At 66.7% G+C, this 17038-nt stretch carries 16 protein-coding genes and 1 pseudogene; 5 read left to right on the plus strand and 12 right to left on the minus strand.

The annotated features are described in order from the left end of the window. The coding region (locus tag AC27VN_RS12785) for an NAD-binding protein (protein WP_490876779.1) at positions 1 to 248 on the minus strand (248 nt) is incomplete at its 3' end. A gap of 64 nt (positions 249 to 312) precedes the next feature. Between AC27VN_RS12785 and AC27VN_RS12790 the strand changes: the two genes are divergently transcribed. Together AC27VN_RS12790 and AC27VN_RS12795 are read left to right on the plus strand one after the other, a co-directional pair. After that, entirely contained in the window at positions 313 to 1377 is a 1065-nt protein-coding gene (locus AC27VN_RS12790; RefSeq protein ID WP_490876780.1) for a CDP-6-deoxy-delta-3,4-glucoseen reductase, read from the plus strand. Between the two features lie 73 nt (positions 1378 to 1450). Continuing rightward, a complete protein-coding gene (locus AC27VN_RS12795; protein ID WP_296777117.1) occupies positions 1451 to 2434 on the plus strand; it encodes a Bug family tripartite tricarboxylate transporter substrate binding protein in 984 nt (327 codons plus the stop codon). Positions 2435 to 2518: 84 nt separating this feature from the next. Here AC27VN_RS12795 and AC27VN_RS12800 read toward each other — a convergent pair whose 3' ends face one another. The 8 genes from AC27VN_RS12800 to AC27VN_RS12835 form a co-directional block, all read right to left on the minus strand. Next, positions 2519 to 3295, minus strand: coding sequence for an ABC transporter ATP-binding protein (locus tag AC27VN_RS12800; RefSeq protein ID WP_256223103.1), 777 nt, complete (start codon positions 3293 to 3295; stop codon positions 2519 to 2521). Position 3296: 1 nt separating this feature from the next. After that, positions 3297 to 4073 (minus strand): ABC transporter ATP-binding protein, encoded by a 777-nt coding sequence (locus tag AC27VN_RS12805; RefSeq protein ID WP_093355770.1) that lies wholly within the window; start codon positions 4071 to 4073, stop codon positions 3297 to 3299. Positions 4074 to 4090: 17 nt separating this feature from the next. Beyond that, the gene (locus tag AC27VN_RS12810; RefSeq protein WP_093355706.1) at positions 4091 to 5299 is read right to left on the minus strand and encodes a branched-chain amino acid ABC transporter permease; all 1209 of its coding nucleotides are present in this window, start codon (positions 5297 to 5299) and stop codon (positions 4091 to 4093) included. 14 nt (positions 5300 to 5313) lie between these two features. After that, positions 5314 to 6243, minus strand: a complete 930-nt coding sequence (locus tag AC27VN_RS12815; protein WP_093355708.1) for a branched-chain amino acid ABC transporter permease — start codon at positions 6241 to 6243, stop codon at positions 5314 to 5316. A 241-nt stretch (positions 6244 to 6484) separates the two neighbouring features. Beyond that, positions 6485 to 7777, minus strand: a complete 1293-nt coding sequence (locus AC27VN_RS12820; RefSeq protein WP_490876781.1) for a replication-associated recombination protein A — start codon at positions 7775 to 7777, stop codon at positions 6485 to 6487. 27 nt (positions 7778 to 7804) lie between these two features. Then, the gene (gene lolA / locus AC27VN_RS12825; protein ID WP_093355712.1) at positions 7805 to 8443 is read right to left on the minus strand and encodes an outer membrane lipoprotein periplasmic chaperone LolA; all 639 of its coding nucleotides are present in this window, start codon (positions 8441 to 8443) and stop codon (positions 7805 to 7807) included. Between the two features lie 155 nt (positions 8444 to 8598). Continuing rightward, a complete protein-coding gene (locus AC27VN_RS12830) occupies positions 8599 to 11031 on the minus strand; it encodes a DNA translocase FtsK (protein WP_490876782.1) in 2433 nt (810 codons plus the stop codon). Between the two features lie 135 nt (positions 11032 to 11166). Beyond that, positions 11167 to 11841, minus strand: a complete 675-nt coding sequence (locus AC27VN_RS12835) for a Crp/Fnr family transcriptional regulator (protein ID WP_057595021.1) — start codon at positions 11839 to 11841, stop codon at positions 11167 to 11169. Positions 11842 to 12029: 188 nt separating this feature from the next. Between AC27VN_RS12835 and trxB the strand changes: the two genes are divergently transcribed. The 3 genes from trxB (at position 12030) to rpmG (ending at position 13655) form a co-directional block, all read left to right on the plus strand. Next, complete coding sequence (gene trxB, locus AC27VN_RS12840; RefSeq protein ID WP_057595022.1) at positions 12030 to 12989, plus strand: thioredoxin-disulfide reductase; 960 nt, start codon at positions 12030 to 12032, stop codon at positions 12987 to 12989. Between the two features lie 247 nt (positions 12990 to 13236). After that, positions 13237 to 13470 (plus strand): 50S ribosomal protein L28, encoded by a 234-nt coding sequence (gene rpmB / locus AC27VN_RS12845; protein ID WP_028251282.1) that lies wholly within the window; start codon positions 13237 to 13239, stop codon positions 13468 to 13470. Between the two features lie 11 nt (positions 13471 to 13481). Further along, entirely contained in the window at positions 13482 to 13655 is a 174-nt protein-coding gene (rpmG, locus tag AC27VN_RS12850) for a 50S ribosomal protein L33 (protein ID WP_007830291.1), read from the plus strand. Between the two features lie 208 nt (positions 13656 to 13863). On the opposite strand, the gene AC27VN_RS12855 is transcribed toward rpmG, so the two are convergent. The 3 genes and pseudogenes from AC27VN_RS12855 to AC27VN_RS12865 all read right to left on the minus strand — a co-directional run. After that, the gene (locus AC27VN_RS12855; RefSeq protein WP_490876783.1) at positions 13864 to 15078 is read right to left on the minus strand and encodes a DesA family fatty acid desaturase; all 1215 of its coding nucleotides are present in this window, start codon (positions 15076 to 15078) and stop codon (positions 13864 to 13866) included. Positions 15079 to 15211: 133 nt separating this feature from the next. Next, positions 15212 to 16483, minus strand: coding sequence for an RsmB/NOP family class I SAM-dependent RNA methyltransferase (locus tag AC27VN_RS12860; RefSeq protein ID WP_490876784.1), 1272 nt, complete (start codon positions 16481 to 16483; stop codon positions 15212 to 15214). Between the two features lie 28 nt (positions 16484 to 16511). Further along, a pseudogene (locus tag AC27VN_RS12865) lies at positions 16512 to 17038 on the minus strand (peptidase M48); the annotation flags it as partial.

Consider the following 17038-nt stretch of genomic DNA (forward strand, 5'->3'; position numbering starts at 1 on the left):
ACGCGCGTGCCCAGCGCCGACAGGCGGCGCAGGGTCTTGGGATCGTCGAGATTGCCGATCAGCGGCCGGATGCCCGCGGTGCGCAAAGCGCTCACGCGCTCGGCCGAGGAGGTGAGCGCCACCAGCGACACGCGCCCGCGCAGATCGCGCGCCACGCGCTGGCCGACGTCGCCGCAGCCGACGATCAGGAGACGCGTCCGGCGGAAGCGCGCCGGCAGCGCGCCGGAGGGGCTATGGATTGAAGGCAAAATTCGGGTTCCCTTTTCTTTTTCAGCCCCCATGTAACGGGCTGATCCAAGCCGAAGAATACCGATGACTGTTGCAGCGCCGCATGAGGCGGGCTTTTCCATCACCGTCGAACCCAGCGGCCGCCATTTCGCGGCGCAAGGCGACGAAACCATCCTCGCTGCCGGCATCCGCCAGGGCATCGGCCTGCCCTATGGCTGCAAGGACGGCGCCTGCGGCTCGTGCAAGTGCCGCAAGCTCTCGGGCGAGGTCGAGCTCGGCCCGCACCAGAGCAAGGCCCTGAGCGCGGAGGAACAGCTCGCGGGCTTCGTGCTGACCTGCTGCGCCCGCGCGCGCAGCGACGTGGTGCTCGAATCGCGCCAGGTGACCGAGGCCGGCGCCCATCCGATCCGCAAGATGCCGGTGCGGGTGCTCGCGCTCGCGCGCAAGTCGCACGACGTGATGCAGGTGCGCCTGCAGCTGCCGGCCGGCGAGCCGCTGCAGTTCTACGCGGGCCAGTACGTGGAATTCATCCTGCGCGACGGCGCGCGCCGCAGCTACTCGATGGCCAATGCGCCGCACACGCTGGGCGAGCCCGGCACGGGCATCGAACTGCACCTGCGCCACCTGCCGGGCGGCAAGTTCACCGACCACGTGTTCCTCACCATGAAGGAAAAGGAGATCCTGCGCATCGAGGGCCCCTACGGCAGCTTCTTCCTGCGCGAGGATTCCGACAAGCCGCTGATCCTGCTGGCCTCGGGCACGGGCTTCGCGCCGATCAAGGCGCTGCTCGAGCACATGAAGTTCAAGGCTATCGACCGCCCCGCCACGCTCTACTGGGGCGGCCGCCGGCCCGAGGACCTCTACATGGACGACTGGGTGCGCGAGCAGCTCGCGCAGATGCCGAACCTGCGCTACGTGCCGGTGATCTCCAACGCCACGCCCGAGGACAACTGGACCGGCCGCACCGGCTTCGTCCATGCCGCGGTGCTGGAGGACTTCGCCGACCTCTCGGGCCACCAGGTCTATGCCTGCGGCGCGCCGATCGTGGTCGATTCGGCCAAGCGCGACTACGTGGCGCTCGCGGGCCTGCCCGAGGAAGAGTTCTTCGCCGACGCGTTCACCACCGAGGCCGACAAGGCACTGCCCTGAAGCCGGTGGCCCGGCGCGCCGGCTAGGGATAGCCACGCTGCAAGCACCGCGCGGCGCGCCGACAATCCGGGGCATGACAACCCGCAAGACCTTCCTCGCCACCCTCGCCCTCTCCACGCTCGCCCTGGCCACCGGCGCCCCCGCCCTGGCCCAGCAGCAGCGCCCGATCCGCCTCGTCGTGCCCTACGCGGCCGGCGGCCCCATCGACGTGACGGCGCGCGCGCTGGCCGAACGCGTGCGCGACACGCTCGGCGGCCCGGTGATCATCGACAACAAACCCGGCGCGGGCGGCAACATCGGTGCCGACATCGTCGCCAAGGCCGCGCCCGACGGCCTGACCATCGGCATCGCGGCCACCGCCACCAACGCGGTGAACCCCTGGCTCTACAGCAAGATGCCCTTCAACGCGGCGACCGACTTCGCGCCGATCACGCAGATGGTCCGCGTGCCCAACGTGCTGGTGATGAACGCCGAGACCGCGCAGCGCCTGAAGATCGCCACGCTCAAGGACCTGATCGCCTACGCCAAGGCCAACCCCGGCAAGCTCAACTACGGCAGCGGCGGCAACGGCAGCGCCGGCCACCTGGCCGGCGAGATGTTCAAGAAGGCGGCCGGCATCTTCGCGGTGCACATCCCCTACAACGGCGGCAACCCGGCGCAACTGGCGCTGGTGTCGGGCCAGGTCGACTTCAACTTCGACAACCTCGCCACCGCCGCGCCCAACATCCGCTCGGGCAAGCTCAAGGCGATCGCCGTGACCACCCTGCAGCGCAGCAGCGCCCTGCCCGAGGTGCCGCCGGTGTCGGACACGCTCAAGGACTTCTCGATCGACACCTGGTGGGGCCTGGTCGCGCCGGCCCATACGCCGCCGGATGTGATCGCCAAGCTCAACCACGCCTTCGTCGACGCACTGAACGCGCCGGAGACCAAGTCGCGCTTCGCGCTGCTGCTGGCCGAGCCGGTGGCCAGCACGCCCGCGCAGTTCGGCGCCTTCATGAAGAGCGAACTCGGCAAGTACGAGCAGGTGGTGAAGGCCACGGGCGCGAAGGTCGACTGAGCTCGCACCCACAAGACAAAGGGCGGCCGGTGCCTCGCACCGCCGCCCTTTTTTTGCGTGGCCTCGAAAGGCCCGCCGCGCCGCTTACTCGCCCAGGTACGCCGCGCGCACCTTCGGATCGCTGAGCAGCCCCTTGGCATCACCCGACATGGTGATCAGGCCCGACTCCATCACGTAGCCGCGGTCGGCCAGTTGCAGCGCGCGGTTGGCGTTCTGCTCGACCAGCAGAATGGTCACGCCCTGCGCGGCCACGGCCTGCACCACCTCGAAGATCTTGTCGCACATGATCGGCGACAGGCCCATGGTGGGTTCGTCGAGCAGCAGCACCTTGGGGCGTGCCATCAGCGCGCGGCCCATGGCCAGCATCTGCTGCTCGCCGCCCGACATCGTGCCGGCCAGCTGGTCCTTGCGCTCGCGCAGCCGCGGGAAGGTCACGAACACGCGCTCCATGTCGCTCGCGATGCCGGCCTTGTCCTTGCGGATGTAGGCGCCGATCTGCAGGTTCTCGGTGATCGTCATGCGCGTGAACACGCCGCGGCCCTCGGGCACCATCACCAGGCCTTCGCCCACCAGGTCCCAGGCGCCGCGGCCCTTGATGCTGCGGCCCAGGAACTCGATGTCGCCCGCGCCCGCGGGCAGCGTGCCGGTGATCGCCTTCATGGTGGTGGTCTTGCCGGCGCCGTTGGAGCCGATCAGCGAGACCAGCTCGCCCTCGCGCACCTCGAAGTCCACGCCCTTGACGGCCTGGATGCCGCCGTAGCCCACCTTCAGGCCGCTGACCTTGAGCAACACGTTGCCGACGGCCTTGCGTTGCGAAGCGCCCGCCGCGACTTCCTCTTGGGTTTGCACTGCTGCGCTCATCTCAATGTCCTCCGGTGCCGAGGTAAGCCTCGATCACCTTTTCGTTCTTCTGTACGTCCGCCGGCGTGCCTTCGGCGATCTGCTTGCCGTAGTCGAGCACCGTGACGCGATCGCACAGGCCCATGATCAGCTTCACGTCGTGCTCGATGATCAGGATCGTGCGGTCGTCGCGGCGGATGCGGTCGATCAGCTCGCGCAGCTGGACCTTCTCGGTCATGTTCATGCCGGCCGCGGGCTCGTCGAGCGCGATGAGCTGCGGGTCGGTGGCCAGGGCGCGCGCGATCTCGAGGCGGCGCTGGTCGCCGTAGCTCAGGGTGCGCGCCTTGTAGTCGGCGAACTTGCCGATGCCCACGTAGTCGAGCAGTTCCTGCGCGCGCTGGGCGATGGCCTTCTCCTCGGCCTTGAAGGAGCCGGTGCGCAGCATCGCGCCGACCACGCCGGAACGGGTGCGGATATGGCGACCGACCATCACGTTCTCGAGCGCCGTCATTTCGGCGAACAGGCGGATGTTCTGGAAGGTGCGCGCGATGCCGGCCTTGGCCACCTCGTGCACGGCCGTGGGCTGGTAGGGCTTGCCGGCGAGCTCGAAGCTGCCGCTGTCGGGCGTGTAGAGCCCGGTGATGACATTGAAGAAGGTGGTCTTGCCGGCGCCGTTGGGGCCGATCAGGCCATAGACCTGGCCGCGCTGGATGGTGATGCCGACGTCGGACAGGGCCTGCAGGCCGCCGAAGCGCTTGGAGATGCCGCGAACGTCGAGGATGGTGTCTGCCTTGCTCATGGGATGCGTCTCCTCGCTCACGGATTGATCGACATGGGACGCGAGGCCGCACCGGGCAGCTCGTCGGCCGGGGTGTCGACGCCCGGTGCGTGGGTCTGCAGCGAGCCCGGCGCCACGGTGGCGTGGGCCGGATCGACCGGCACGCCGCCCTTGCGCTGAAGCGTCTTGCCATGCTCGGGCGAGGGCCACAGGCCGCGCGGGCGCACCAGCATGATGACGATCATGGCCAGCGCGATGAACAGCTGGCGCAGGATGGAAGCGTCGAGGCGGCCGTCGGTCAGCGCCTGCAGCGGGCCGGCGACATAGCGCAGCACCTCGGGCAGGGCCGCCAGCAGCACGGCACCCAGGATCACGCCGGGCAGGTGGCCAATGCCGCCGAGCACGACCATGGCGACGATCATCACCGACTCCATGAGGCTGAACGACTCGGGCGAGACGAAGCCCTGGAAGGCCGCGAACATGGAACCCGACACGCCGCCGAAGCTCGCGCCCATGCCGAAGGCCAGCAGCTTCATGTTGCGGGTGTTGATGCCCATCGCCTTGGCGGCGATCTCGTCCTCGCGGATGGCCATCCAGGCGCGGCCGATGCGCGAGACCTGCAGGCGGTGCGAGATCACGATGGTGACCACCACCAGCGCGAGGAACAGGTAGTAGTACAGCGTGACCGAGGAGATGGTGAAGCCGTCGAACTTCCAGGCCTTGCCCAGGTCGAGGCCCCAGAACTTGATCGAGTCGATCGAGGTGATGCCCTTGGGACCGTTCGTGATATTGATCGGCTGGTCGAGGTTGTTCAGGAACACGCGGATGATTTCGCCGAAGCCCAGCGTGACGATCGCGAGGTAGTCGCCGCGCAGCTTCAGCGTGGGCGCCCCCAGCAGCACGCCGAGCAGCGCCGCGAACACGAAGGCCAGCGGTATCACGATCAGCAGCGAGGTGTGCAGGCCATTCGGGAAGGTGGCCTTGAACCACTCGAAGGTCTCGGACAGGTGGCCCGAGCCCATGAGGGCGTAGAGGTAGGCACCGACCGCGAAGAAGGCGACGTAGCCCAGGTCGAGCAGGCCGGCGTAGCCGACCACGATGTTCAGGCCCAGTGCGAGCAGCACGTAGAGCAGTGCGATGTCGGCGATGCGCACCCAGGCATTGCCCTGGCTTTGCAGCAGCAGCGGCAGCGCGAGCACGGCGATGACGCCGACCAGGTAGAGCGCGAGGTTCTTGCTGTTCTTCATGATGGCAAGTTCCTTCACGCGCGATCGGCCACGCGTTCGCCGAGCAGGCCGGCGGGGCGCAGCGTGAGCATCACGATCAGCACGATGAACGCGAAGATGTCGCTGTAGTTGCTGCCGAGCACGCCACCGGTGAGGGTGCCGATGTAGCCCGAGCCGATGGCCTCGATGAGCCCCAGCAGGATGCCGCCGACGACCGCGCCCGCGAGGTTGCCGATGCCGCCGAACACGGCCGCGGTGAAGGCCTTGAGGCCGGGCAGGAAGCCCATCGCGTGTTGCGCGATGCCGTAGTTGGAGGCGTACATCACGCCCGCGATGGCCGCGAGCACGGCACCGATGATGAAGGTGGCCGAGATGACCATGTCGGGGCGGATGCCCATCAGCGCGGCCACGCGCGGGTTCTCGGCGGTGGCGCGCATCGCGCGGCCGAGCTTCGTGTAATTGACCAGCCACATGAGGATGGCCAGCGAGACCGCGGTGACGCCGAGGATCATCACCTGCGTCGGCGAGATGACGGCGCCGGCGATGTGGATGGGGTCCGAAGGCAGCAGGGTCGGGTAGGCCTTGTTGGTGGGCTTCCAGATGATCATCGCCAGCGTCTGCAGCAGGATCGACATGCCGATGGCGGTGATCAGCGGTGCGAGCTTGGGCGAGTTGCGCAGCGGCCGGTAGGCGACCTTCTCGATCACGAAGTTCAGCGTGGCGGCGACGACGCACGCGATGACCAGCGCGATGATCAATATCAGCCAGCCCGGCGTGCCGGGCATCGACGACTGCATGAGCCCGATGATGGACCAGCTCGTGAGCGCCCCCACCATGAGCACTTCACCGTGCGCGAAATTGATCAGATTGATGATGCCGTACACCATGGTGTAGCCCAAGGCTATCAAGGCATACATGCTGCCGAGAACCAGACCGTTGATGATCTGCTGCAGCAAAATGTCCATAAAGAAGATTCCTCTGTGTTGCACCGTTGCGGGGTGCCATTCACCCACCGTGGCACCGGTTTGGCGCCTTGGCTTGACAAGCAAAAAACCAGCCAGCATGTGGTGGCCGCCGATTTAGTGGGCGGGATTGTAGTCACGGGCCAGCGCCTATTTGGTGCGCATCGACGGGGGTTTACCCGCTGACGTCATGCGCTTTGCGCTTGTATCCATGCACGTCTTGCGTGCATGCCGCAAGGGCGTATCAGTCCCCCTGTTCAGCGTTTCGGCGCCGCAGTTCGCGCAGCTTCTCGCCGATGCGGATCTCGAGTCCGCGATCGACCGGTTCGTAGAAGATCTGGCCCTGCAGGCCGTCGGGCAGGTACTGCTCGCCGGCCGCGAAACCGCCCTCCTCGTCGTGCGTGTAGCGGTAGCCCTTGCCGTAGTCGAGCTCCTTCATGAGCTTGGTCGGGGCATTGCGCAGATGCATGGGCACGGGCCGCGTGCTGTCCTTCTTGACCAGCGCGCGCACCGCGTTGTAGGCCGTGTAGACCGCGTTCGACTTGGGCGCCATCGCGAGGTAGACCACGCACTGGGCCAGCGCGAGTTCGCCCTCGGGCGTGCCCAGGCGCTCGTAGACCTCGGCCGCGTCGAGCGCGAGCCGCAGCGCGCGCGGATCGGCCAGGCCGATGTCCTCGCTCGCCATGCGCACCAGCCGGCGCGCCATGTAGCGCGGGTCGGCGCCGCCGTCGAGCATGCGCACGAACCAGTAGAGCGCGGCATCGGGGTCGCTGCCGCGCACGGATTTGTGCAGCGCGCTGATGGTGTCGTAGAACTGCTCGCCGCCCTTGTCGTAGCGCCGCATGCGCTCGCCGAGCACGCGCATCAGCCATTCGTCGCCGATGGTCTCGAGCTTCTCGGCGCGTGCCGCGACGGCCAGCGTCTCGAGCGTGTTGAGCAGCCGCCGCGCATCGCCGTCGGCATAGGCGATCAGGCGATCGAGCGCTGCGTCCTCGATGGCGGGCAATGCATTGATGGCCTGCGCCTTGGCGACGATCTGCTTGAGGTCGGCCTCGCCGAGCGACTGCAGCACGTAGACCGCGGCCCGCGAAAGCAGCGCCGAGTTGACCTCGAACGAGGGGTTCTCGGTGGTGGCGCCGATGAAGGTGAAGAGGCCCGACTCGACGTGCGGCAGGAAGGCGTCCTGCTGGCTCTTGTTGAAGCGGTGCACTTCGTCGACGAAGACGATGGTGCGCCGCTGCTCGAGACCGTCGCGCGCCGCGGTCGCGCGCTCGACCGCCTCGCGGATGTCCTTCACGCCGCCGAGCACCGCGCTGATGCTCAGGAACTGCGCATCGAAGGCATCGGCCATCAGCCGCGCGATGGTGGTCTTGCCGGTGCCCGGCGGCCCCCAGAGGATGCACGAATGCGGCTGGCCCGACTCGAAGGCGATGCGCAGCGCCATGCCGGGCCCGAGCAGGTGCTGCTGGCCGATGACTTCACCGAGCGTGCGCGGACGCAGGCGCTCGGCCAGGGGTTGATGCGAGCTGACGGCCAAGAGCGGGATGAGCGAGTGAGGGGTGGATTACTGCTTGACGACGTCCGCGCCGGTGGGCACCTTGAAGTCGAAGGTGGCGGCGGGCAGCGCGGGGTTGACCTCGACCTTGCTGAACTTGAGCACCGAGCGCTGGCCGAAGCTGTCGAGGATCTCGAGCGCCGCGAGTGCATCGCCCTGGAAGCCGACCTGCACGTTCTGCAGCTGGCCGTCCTTGTTCTTCGGCGTGGCCTTGACCCATTGCAGGCCGTCGCGTTCCGGTCCTGCTTCGAGCGCGAAATCGGCCTGCAGCGCGCGCAGGTCGGGCGCGGCGGCGATCAGGGCCGCGGGCGTCGAGCCCAGGGCCTGCGCCTGCGCGCGCTGCGTGACCTGGTTGAGGTCGGCGTCGTAGAGCCACAGCGTCTTGCCGTCGGCCACGATGCTTTGCGCGAAAGGCTTCTTGTAGTCGAACTTGAAGCGGCCGGGCCGCTGGAATTCGAAGGTGCCGCTCGAGGTCTTCACGCGGCCGGCCTGGCCGTCGCGCGGCGGCGCGGTCACGGTCTGGGTGAAGTCGGCGCGGCCAGACTTGGCGGACTTGACGAAAGCCTCGAGGCTTTCCATGCCGCCGGCCCATGCATGGGCGCCGCACGCGAGGAGAAGGCCGGCGAGCAGCCAGGGACGAGTCTTCATTTTTTCAAACCTTCGAAGCTGAACACCGCATCGACCTTACCCCGGCGGCCATGGCCGCCCTTGTAGGGCTTGATGAAGATTTGCAATGGGCAGCGAGCTTGTGCAAGCCGTATCTCAACACGTAACGGAATGGACGCGGGATCGCGCGGGAGCGCCTATTCGGCGCGCGCGGGCACGAGGATCTCGCGCTGGCCGCTGCCGCTCATGGCGCTCACGAGGCCGGCCTTCTCCATGTCCTCGACCAGCCGCGCCGCGCGGTTGTAGCCGATCTTCAGGTGGCGCTGCACCAGCGAGATGCTGGCCTTGCGGTTCTTGAGCACGACCTCGACCGCCTGGTCGTACATCGGGTCCTTCTCGCTGTCACCACCGCCGCCGAGCAGGTCGCCGTCACCGTCGCCATCGACCGTGCCGCCTTCGAGCACGCCCTCGATGTAGTCGGGCTCGCCCTGGCTCTTGAGATAGGCCACCACGCGATGCACTTCCTCGTCGCTCACGAAGGCGCCGTGCACGCGGATCGGCAGGCCGGTGCCGCTGGGCATGTAGAGCATGTCGCCCATGCCGAGCAGCGCCTCGGCGCCCATCTGGTCGAGGATGGTGCGGCTGTCGATCTTGCTCGAGACCTGGAACGCGATGCGGGTCGGGATGTTGGCCTTGATGAGGCCGGTGATCACGTCGACGCTGGGCCGCTGCGTGGCCAGGATCAGGTGGATGCCGGCGGCGCGCGCCTTCTGCGCGAGGCGGGCGATCAGCTCCTCGATCTTCTTGCCGACCACCATCATCAGGTCGGCCAGCTCGTCGATCACGACCACGATGTGCGGCTCGCGGCGCAGAGGCTCGGGGTCGTCGGGCGTGAGGCTGAAGGGGTTGTAGATGAACTCCTCGCGCGCCTTGGCCTCGTCGATCTTGGTGTTGTAGCCCGCGAGATTGCGCACGCCGAGCTTGCTCATGAGCTTGTAGCGGCGCTCCATCTCGGCCACGCACCAGTTGAGGCCGTGCGCGGCCTGGCGCATGTCGGTGACCACGGGCGCGAGCAGGTGCGGGATGCCTTCGTAAACCGACATTTCCAGCATCTTCGGGTCGATCATGAGCAGGCGCACGTCGCGCGCCTCGGCCTTGTAGAGCAGGCTCAGGATCATCGCGTTGATACCCACCGACTTGCCCGAGCCGGTGGTACCGGCCACCAGCACGTGCGGCATCTTCGCGAGGTCGGCCACCACGGGGTTGCCGATGATGTCCTTGCCCAGGCCCATCGTGAGCATCGACTTGCCCTCGTTGTAGACCTGCGAGCCGAGGATCTCGCTGAGCTTGATCGACTGGCGCTTGGCGTTCGGCAGTTCGAGCGCCATGTAGTTCTTGCCCGGGATGGTCTCGACCACGCGGATCGACACCAGCGAGAGCGAACGCGCGAGGTCCTTCGCGAGGTTGACGATCTGCGAGCCCTTGACGCCGGTGGCGGGCTCGATCTCGTAGCGCGTGATCACCGGGCCGGGCGAGGCGAGCACGACGCGCACCTCGACGCCGAAGTCCTTGAGCTTCTTCTCGATCATGCGCGAGGTCATCTCGAGCGTATCGGCCGAGACGGTTTCCTGGCGGCTCTGGGCGGCATCGAGCAGGTCGACCTGCGGCAGCTTGTTGTCGGGCAATTCCTTGAACAGCGGCTTCTGGCGCTCCTTGGCGACGCGGTCGCTCTTGGGCACCTCGGTCATCGCGGGCTCGATCTGCACCGGCGGCGACGCGGGGCGGCGCTTGGCGCGCGGCTCGATGCGCAGGTCGTCCATGTCGGGCGCGGTGGCGGGTTGGTCGCCGTCGATCGAAGGTTCGATGGCGCCGCGCGGCACGTAGGCCGGTTCGTCGTCGACCTCGGCGCGGCGCTCGCGCACGGCCTTCTTGCCCAGCGCGATGTCGGCGGCGACCTCGCGCTTCTCGCGCCGCGATTCGAACAGCGAATACACGCGTGCGCCGATGCGCTCGGCGATCTGGCTCCAGGAGAAGCGGAACACCAGCGCCGAACCGATCACGCCGCCGGCGATGGCCACCAGCGCGGAGCCGGTGAAGCCCATCCAGCGCACGCTCGCGGGACCGACCAGCAGGCCGATGGCGCCGCCGCCCGAGCCGGGCAGGTGCGATTCGAGCCTGTACAGGCGCGACCACTCGAGCATGGTGCTCGCGCACAGCAGCAGCACGAGCCCGAACCAGAAGGCCAGGCGGCTGCGGTTGAAGCGGCCGCGCGGTGCCGGATCGCCCTGCGGACCGGTCTCGCCGCCACGCATCCAGCTCGCGAGCGAGGACAGCCAGGCGCGCAGCCCGGCCGCCAGGCACCACCAGACCGAATAGCCGGCCAGGAAGTAGCTGCCGTCGGCCACCCAGGCGCCGATGCGGCCGCCCCAGTTCTTGATCTCGCCGCCGGTCCCCGAGGTCGACCAGGCGGCATCGGAGGGCGTGAAGCTCAGCATGGCGAGCAGCCAGAACAACAGCGCCGCGAAACCGGCGATCAGGGTGATCTCGTGGGCGAAGCGCATGGCCCGCACACGCACGGGCGCACCTTCGCCGGCCGTGGAAGAGTGAAGCGTATTGAGCGAATAGGTCATGAAATACTGGCGGCCAGACCGGCAGCATGCGGGTCTGGCGGCACGAACACTACAACGAAAAGGGCCGCGGCTATTCTGCCGCGTCCACGGGCCGCGGCAGTTTCGCTCACACCTTCTTTCACGCCCCGTGCCGGCTCAGGCCAGCGACAGCAGGCGCTCCTTGACGATCATCGAGCCGTCCTCGAGGGTCTGCACGAAACCGCGCTCCTCGAGGTCCTTCATCACGCGGCTCACCATCTCGCGCGAGGCGCCGACCATCTTCGCGAGGTCCTGGCGCGAGATCTTCTCGCGCACCTTGAGGTTGCCGGCGCCATCGTCGACCGCGAACTCGAGCAGCGAACGCGCGACGCGGCCGTAGACGTCCATCAGCGCGAGCGACTCGATCTTGCGGTCGGCATGGCGCAGGCGCTGCACCAGGCCGCGCATGATGTTGTAGGCCATCGAGGAGTTCTCGGGCAGGCAGCGCGCGAAGGCTTCGCGGCCCAGCATCAGCACGTCGCACTGGATCTCGGTGCGCACGGTGGCCGAGTGCGGCTCGTCGTCGATCAGGCTCATCTCGCCCAGATAGTCGCCGGGATGCAGCGTGGCCAGGATGACCTCGCGGCCGCGGCTGTCGGCGCTGGTCACGCGCGCCCGCCCCGTCAGGATGATGTAGAGCGCATCGGACTTCTTGCCCTGCTCGACCACGACCTCCGCGCGCTTGAAACGCTTCTTGATGATCGCATCCGCAATGCTTGCGGACTGCGAAGGAGTCAGCGACGCGAACAGCGGAACGCGCCGGAGCAATTCAAGGTTGGACAGCATCGACATTCATTCAATCCCTGGTACCGCGCGCTCCTGCGGTCGGGCCATCGGCGCGCCGATGGATTACTACAATCGCGCGCATTGAAAACACCGTGCACTCGGTGGTTGATCCGAGCGGCGATACTCCCCATGTATCGCTACCACCCTCAAAATGTACACGCTGAATCAGCGCAATTCCTAGGTTTTTACGCACCATGTCCGCTTCCCAACATGCCAAGGTTTTAATTCTGGGCTCAGGTCCCGCCGGTTATACGGCTGCCGTTTATGCGGCGCGTGCAAATCTTCAGCCTTTGCTGATTACCGGCATGGCACAGGGCGGGCAATTGATGACGACCACCGAGGTCGACAATTGGCCGGCCGATGTGCATGGCGTGCAGGGTCCCGACCTCATGCAGCGTTTTCTGGAGCATGCCGAGCGCTTCAAGACCCAGATCGTGTTCGACCACATCAACAAGGTCGACCTGAGCAAGCGCCCTTTCACGCTCACCGGTGACAGCGGCACCTACACCTGCGATGCGCTCGTGATCGCCACCGGCGCGTCGGCCAAGTACCTGGGCCTCGAATCCGAGCAGAAGTTCATGGGCCGCGGTGTTTCGGGTTGCGCCACCTGCGATGGATTCTTCTATCGCGAGCAGGAAGTCTGCGTGATCGGCGGCGGCAATACCGCGGTCGAAGAAGCGCTTTATCTTTCGAATATCGCGAAAAAAGTAACGCTGGTGCATCGCCGCGACAAATTCCGCGCGGAACCAATCCTGATCGACAAGCTTCACGAAAAAGAAGCCGAAGGCAAAATCGAACTGAAAGTACACAATACGCTCGATGAAGTCCTGGGCGACGATTCCGGCGTGACCGGCATCCGCATCAAGAACACGCAGACCGGCGCGACCGAGCAGATCGACCTCAAGGGCTGCTTCATCGCGATCGGCCACCACCCGAACACGGACATCTTCCAGGGCCAGGTCGACATGAAGGACGGCTACATCGTCACGCGCTCGGGCCTGCAAGGCTTCGCCACCATGACCAGCGTGCCGGGCGTGTTCGCCGCCGGCGACGTGCAGGACCACATCTACCGCCAGGCCATCACCAGCGCCGGCACGGGCTGCATGGCCGCGCTCGATGCGCAGCGCTTCCTGGAGCAGGACGGCACGCTCTGAGCCGCCAGGCTCCTCGACGAGGCGGGCCTGGTGCCCACCTTTTTCATGGGCCCACCCCGGGCTTTGCTGCCGGGCCGCCAAAAGGGCTATAATCCGAGGCTTTGCCGAAATCGCGCCTCCTTTCCATGAAGGGTGGGCTCAGCGGCAATCCGGGGTACCGCCACCCGTTTCTGGCGAGGTCAAGCTGCAAAACACCCTCGGCCACTGCCGTCGAGCCGGTGCCAGCTGTTCAAGAAAGAGTGTCCTCATGGCACGCGTATGTGAAGTCACGGGCAAGGGCCCGATGGTGGGAAACAACGTTTCCCACGCCAACAACAAAACCAAGCGCCGGTTCCTGCCGAACCTGCAATACCGTCGTTTCTGGGTCGAAACGGAAAACCGCTGGGTTCGCCTGCGTGTTTCGAGCGCTGCCCTGCGCCTGATCGACAAGAACGGCATCGACGCCGTGCTCGCGGACCTGCGCGCACGCGGCCAAGCTTAAGGAGCTGAATCATGGCAACGAGCAAAGGCGGACGCGAAAAGATCAAGCTGGAATCCACCGCGGGTACCGGCCACTTCTACACGACCAGCAAGAACAAGAAGACGATGCCTGAAAAGATGTCGATCATGAAGTTCGACCCGAAGGCACGCAAGCACGTCGAATACAAGGAAATCAAGCTGAAGTAATTCAGTCTGAATTCTTTCTAAAAAGCCCGCAGCACAAGCCGCGGGCTTTTTTATTTGCCCTGAATTTCGACAGCGGAGCGAATTGCCGGGACGGGCCAAGCCATCCGATGAGCCCTCCAGATTCCTTCCCCACGAAAACGTCGGGCACAAAAAAGCCGGCCATCGGGCCGGCTTTTTGACAGGGGCCAAAGCCCCGGCAGGGATCGAATCAGGCGCGCGCCGAGCGCAGCCGCGTCGAGAACTCGCGCAGGCCCGCGATGCCGCTGGCTTCCGCACGATGGCACCAGGCCGCCAGGTCGGCCGCCAGCTGCTCGCGCGAATGCGAGGTGTTGAGCCACAGCTGGCGCAGCTCTTCGCGCATGGTCGCCATCTTGTCGAGCACCGGGTGAGCGGCACGAGCCTGCACCACGTGCGAGCGGGCCGATGCGGGCACCTTGTCGTCGTCGCGGTGCATCCAGCGCTTGGCGGCCTTCAGCACCGAGAGGTCGGCACCCTTGCTCTTGAGCGCGGCGATTTCCTCTTGCGTGGCACGGCGCATTTCGCGCGCATAGCCGGCCATCACTTCGTAGCGGTTGGCGATGACGGCCTCGAGCGTCTTCTCGTTGGCCACGGGCTGGATGGCGCCGATCTGCATCTTCGGCGGCACCTTCTTGACCTTGGCCCAGCCGATCTTCTGCATCATCTGGATGTAGATCCAGCCGATGTCGAACTCGTACTTCTTGACCGAAAACTTGGCCGAGGTCGGGTAGGTGTGGTGGTTGTTGTGCAGCTCTTCGCCGCCGATGATCAGGCCCCAGGGCATGATGTTGCGGCTGGCGTCGGGCGCCTCGAAGTTGCGGTAGCCCCAGTAGTGGCCGATGCCGTTGATGATGCCGGCGGCGGTGATCGGGATCCACAGCATCTGGACCGCCCACACGGCCATGCCGAGCGTGCCGAACAGCGCCAGGTTGATCACCAGCATCAGGCCCACGCCCTGCCAGCTGTAGCGCGAATACAGGTTGCGCTCGATCCAGTCGTCGGGCGTGCCGTGACCGTAGCGCTCCATCGTTTCCTTGTTCTTCGACTCCGCGCGGTAGAGCTCGGCGCCGCGCCAGAGCACTTCCTCGATGCCCTTGACCTGCGGGCTGTGCGGATCTTCCTCGCTCTCGCACTTGGCGTGGTGCTTGCGGTGGATCGCGACCCACTCCTTCGTCACCATGCCGGTGCCGAGCCAGAGCCAGAAGCGGAAGAAATGCGACGGGATCGGACCGAGGTCCATCGCCCGGTGCGTTTGCGTCCGGTGCAGGAAGATCGTCACGGCGGCGATCGTGATGTGCGTGGTGACGAGCGTGTACAGCACGATCTGCCACCAGGTGAGATCCCACAGGCCGTTTCCGAGCCAGTCGATGGCCGCGCTCAGGATGGCGGAGTCAGGAAGCAACATTGAGTCAGGTACTCCATAACCGCACGAAGGTGCGGCTTCTAGGTAACTCGCAATTTTAGGGCCGGGGGTCAGGAATCACTCACCTTTCACCCCATGGTTTGCGCAGATTTACCCTAACTTTGGAGCCCCGTACCTATTTGCGGTTCCACACGGCCGCAAAGAAACCGTCGGTGGCATGCAGATGAGGCCACAGGCGCAGGTAGCGCCGTCCGTCGGCGCCGCCCGCGACCAGGCTGTCGCCCCGCTCCACCTTGAGGCCCTGCAGCAGTTCCGCCGCGTCCACGGGCACGAAATCGGGATTCGCGGCGCCAAAAGCCTCCGCGATGGCCTCGTTTTCCTCCGGCAGCACGCTGCAGGTGGCGTAGACCAGCCGCCCGCCCGACTTCACGAGCCGGGCCGCGCTCTGCAGGATCGCCGCCTGCTTCACGGTCAGTTCTTCCACCGACTTGGCCGATTGGCGCCATTTCAGGTCCGGATTGCGCCGCAGCGTCCCGAGCCCCGAGCACGGCGCATCGACCAGCACCCGGTCGATCTTGCCCGCGAGCCGCTTCACCCGGTCGTCGCGCTCGTGCGCGATCGCGGCCGGATGCACGTTCGAGAGCTTGCTGCGCGCCAGCCGGGGCTTGAGCGCGTCGAGGCGGTGCGCCGAGGTGTCGAAGGCGTACAGCCGCCCGGTGTTGCGCATGCCCGCGCCGATCGCCAGCGTCTTGCCGCCGGCGCCCGCGCAGAAATCGACCACCATCTCGCCGCGCTTGGCGTCCAGCAGCAGCGCCAGCAGCTGCGAGCCCTCGTCCTGCACCTCGATGGCGCCGCGCACGAAGGCGTCGAGCTTGGTCAGCGCGGGCTTGCCTTCGAGGCGCAGGCCCCAGGGCGAATACGGTGTTGCTTCCGATTTGATAGCAGCCTTGGCAAGCTCCGCCTTCACGTCGGCCCGCTTGTCATGCAGGGAATTGACGCGCAGGTCGAGCGGCGCCGGCTGCTGCAGGCTCTGAACCAGCGGCCAGAAGCCGTCGCCGAGCTGGCTCTTGAGCGGCGCCACCAGCCATTCGGGCAGGTTGTGGCGATGGCGTTCGAGCAGGTCGGCCTCGCTGACCGCGTCGCAGTTGTCGAGCCAGCGCTTCTCGGTGTCGTTGAGCGCGCTCTTGAGGAAGTCGCGTGGGCCGTGGAAGCCCAGGATCGCCATCCGGCGTTCCTTCGGGCCGCTGCCCGAGGGCGAGAGGTGATCGAACAGCAGCTTCTTGCGCAGCACGGTGTAGACCGTCTCGGCCAGGGTGGCGCGCTCGCGCGGACCGAACTCGCGGTGGTCGCGGAAGAAGCGCGAAACCACCTGGTCGGCGGGGTGATCGAATTTCAGGACCAGGCCGACCAGATCGGCGGTGGCCTCCAACAGGGCTTTGGGGTGCATGCCCCGATTGTCTCAGCCGCCGCCCGCCTCAGGCTCCGCGCGTCCAGACCGCCCCGAAAGCCTGCCGCTCGATGTCCTCCAGCGTCGGCGAATGCCCGGCCCACAGCACCAGCGCCACGCCGGGCAGGCTCAGTGTCTGCTCGAGCTGGCGGCACAGCTGCCAGCGCTCCTCGTCGTCCAGGCCCGGCAGCTCGACGAAGACGACGAAGGCGCGCCGCCACGGAAACTCGCGCAGGTTCTTGCGCACCAGCCAGGCGCGCGACACCGGCAGGTTGCGCACGAGGTCGGCCCGCAGTTCGTCGAGTTCGTGCTCGTTGAGATCGTGCCGGCCGATCTGGCTGAAGCTCGGCGTCTCGGTCAGTTCCTCCCAGGCGCGCGCCTCGGCTTCCTCGGCCTCCTTCAGGCGGCCGCGCCAGTGCTTGAGGCCCGCCTCGTCGTGCGGACCGGCGTCGGGGTTCTCGAGCACCGCCACCGCATTGCGGGCCGCCCACCAGCGGCTCGCGGCGCCCGCCTCGTGCAACCGTTCCAGCACCGCGAGCCGGGTCTCGCGCTCGG

The organism is Variovorax sp. 20P10.2.4 (genome assembly GCF_058244205.1).

What these genes read in the sequence shown, in the direction of transcription:
- rpmG (WP_007830291.1), top strand. Translation starts at nt 13,482, where the DNA reads ATGGCAACGAGCAAAGGCGGACGCGAAAAGATCAAGCTGGAATCCACC.
- AC27VN_RS12795 (WP_296777117.1), top strand. Translation starts at nt 1,451, where the DNA reads ATGACAACCCGCAAGACCTTCCTCGCCACCCTCGCCCTCTCCACGCTC.
- lolA (WP_093355712.1), bottom strand. Translation starts at nt 8,443, where the DNA reads ATGAAGACTCGTCCCTGGCTGCTCGCCGGCCTTCTCCTCGCGTGCGGC.
- trxB (WP_057595022.1), top strand. Translation starts at nt 12,030, where the DNA reads ATGTCCGCTTCCCAACATGCCAAGGTTTTAATTCTGGGCTCAGGTCCC.
- rpmB (WP_028251282.1), top strand. Translation starts at nt 13,237, where the DNA reads ATGGCACGCGTATGTGAAGTCACGGGCAAGGGCCCGATGGTGGGAAAC.
- AC27VN_RS12835 (WP_057595021.1), bottom strand. Translation starts at nt 11,841, where the DNA reads ATGTCGATGCTGTCCAACCTTGAATTGCTCCGGCGCGTTCCGCTGTTC.
- AC27VN_RS12805 (WP_093355770.1), bottom strand. Translation starts at nt 4,073, where the DNA reads ATGAGCAAGGCAGACACCATCCTCGACGTTCGCGGCATCTCCAAGCGC.
- AC27VN_RS12815 (WP_093355708.1), bottom strand. Translation starts at nt 6,243, where the DNA reads ATGGACATTTTGCTGCAGCAGATCATCAACGGTCTGGTTCTCGGCAGC.
- AC27VN_RS12800 (WP_256223103.1), bottom strand. Translation starts at nt 3,295, where the DNA reads ATGAGCGCAGCAGTGCAAACCCAAGAGGAAGTCGCGGCGGGCGCTTCG.
- AC27VN_RS12790 (WP_490876780.1), top strand. Translation starts at nt 313, where the DNA reads ATGACTGTTGCAGCGCCGCATGAGGCGGGCTTTTCCATCACCGTCGAA.
- AC27VN_RS12830 (WP_490876782.1), bottom strand. Translation starts at nt 11,031, where the DNA reads ATGACCTATTCGCTCAATACGCTTCACTCTTCCACGGCCGGCGAAGGT.
- AC27VN_RS12855 (WP_490876783.1), bottom strand. Translation starts at nt 15,078, where the DNA reads ATGTTGCTTCCTGACTCCGCCATCCTGAGCGCGGCCATCGACTGGCTC.
- AC27VN_RS12810 (WP_093355706.1), bottom strand. Translation starts at nt 5,299, where the DNA reads ATGAAGAACAGCAAGAACCTCGCGCTCTACCTGGTCGGCGTCATCGCC.
- AC27VN_RS12860 (WP_490876784.1), bottom strand. Translation starts at nt 16,483, where the DNA reads ATGCACCCCAAAGCCCTGTTGGAGGCCACCGCCGATCTGGTCGGCCTG.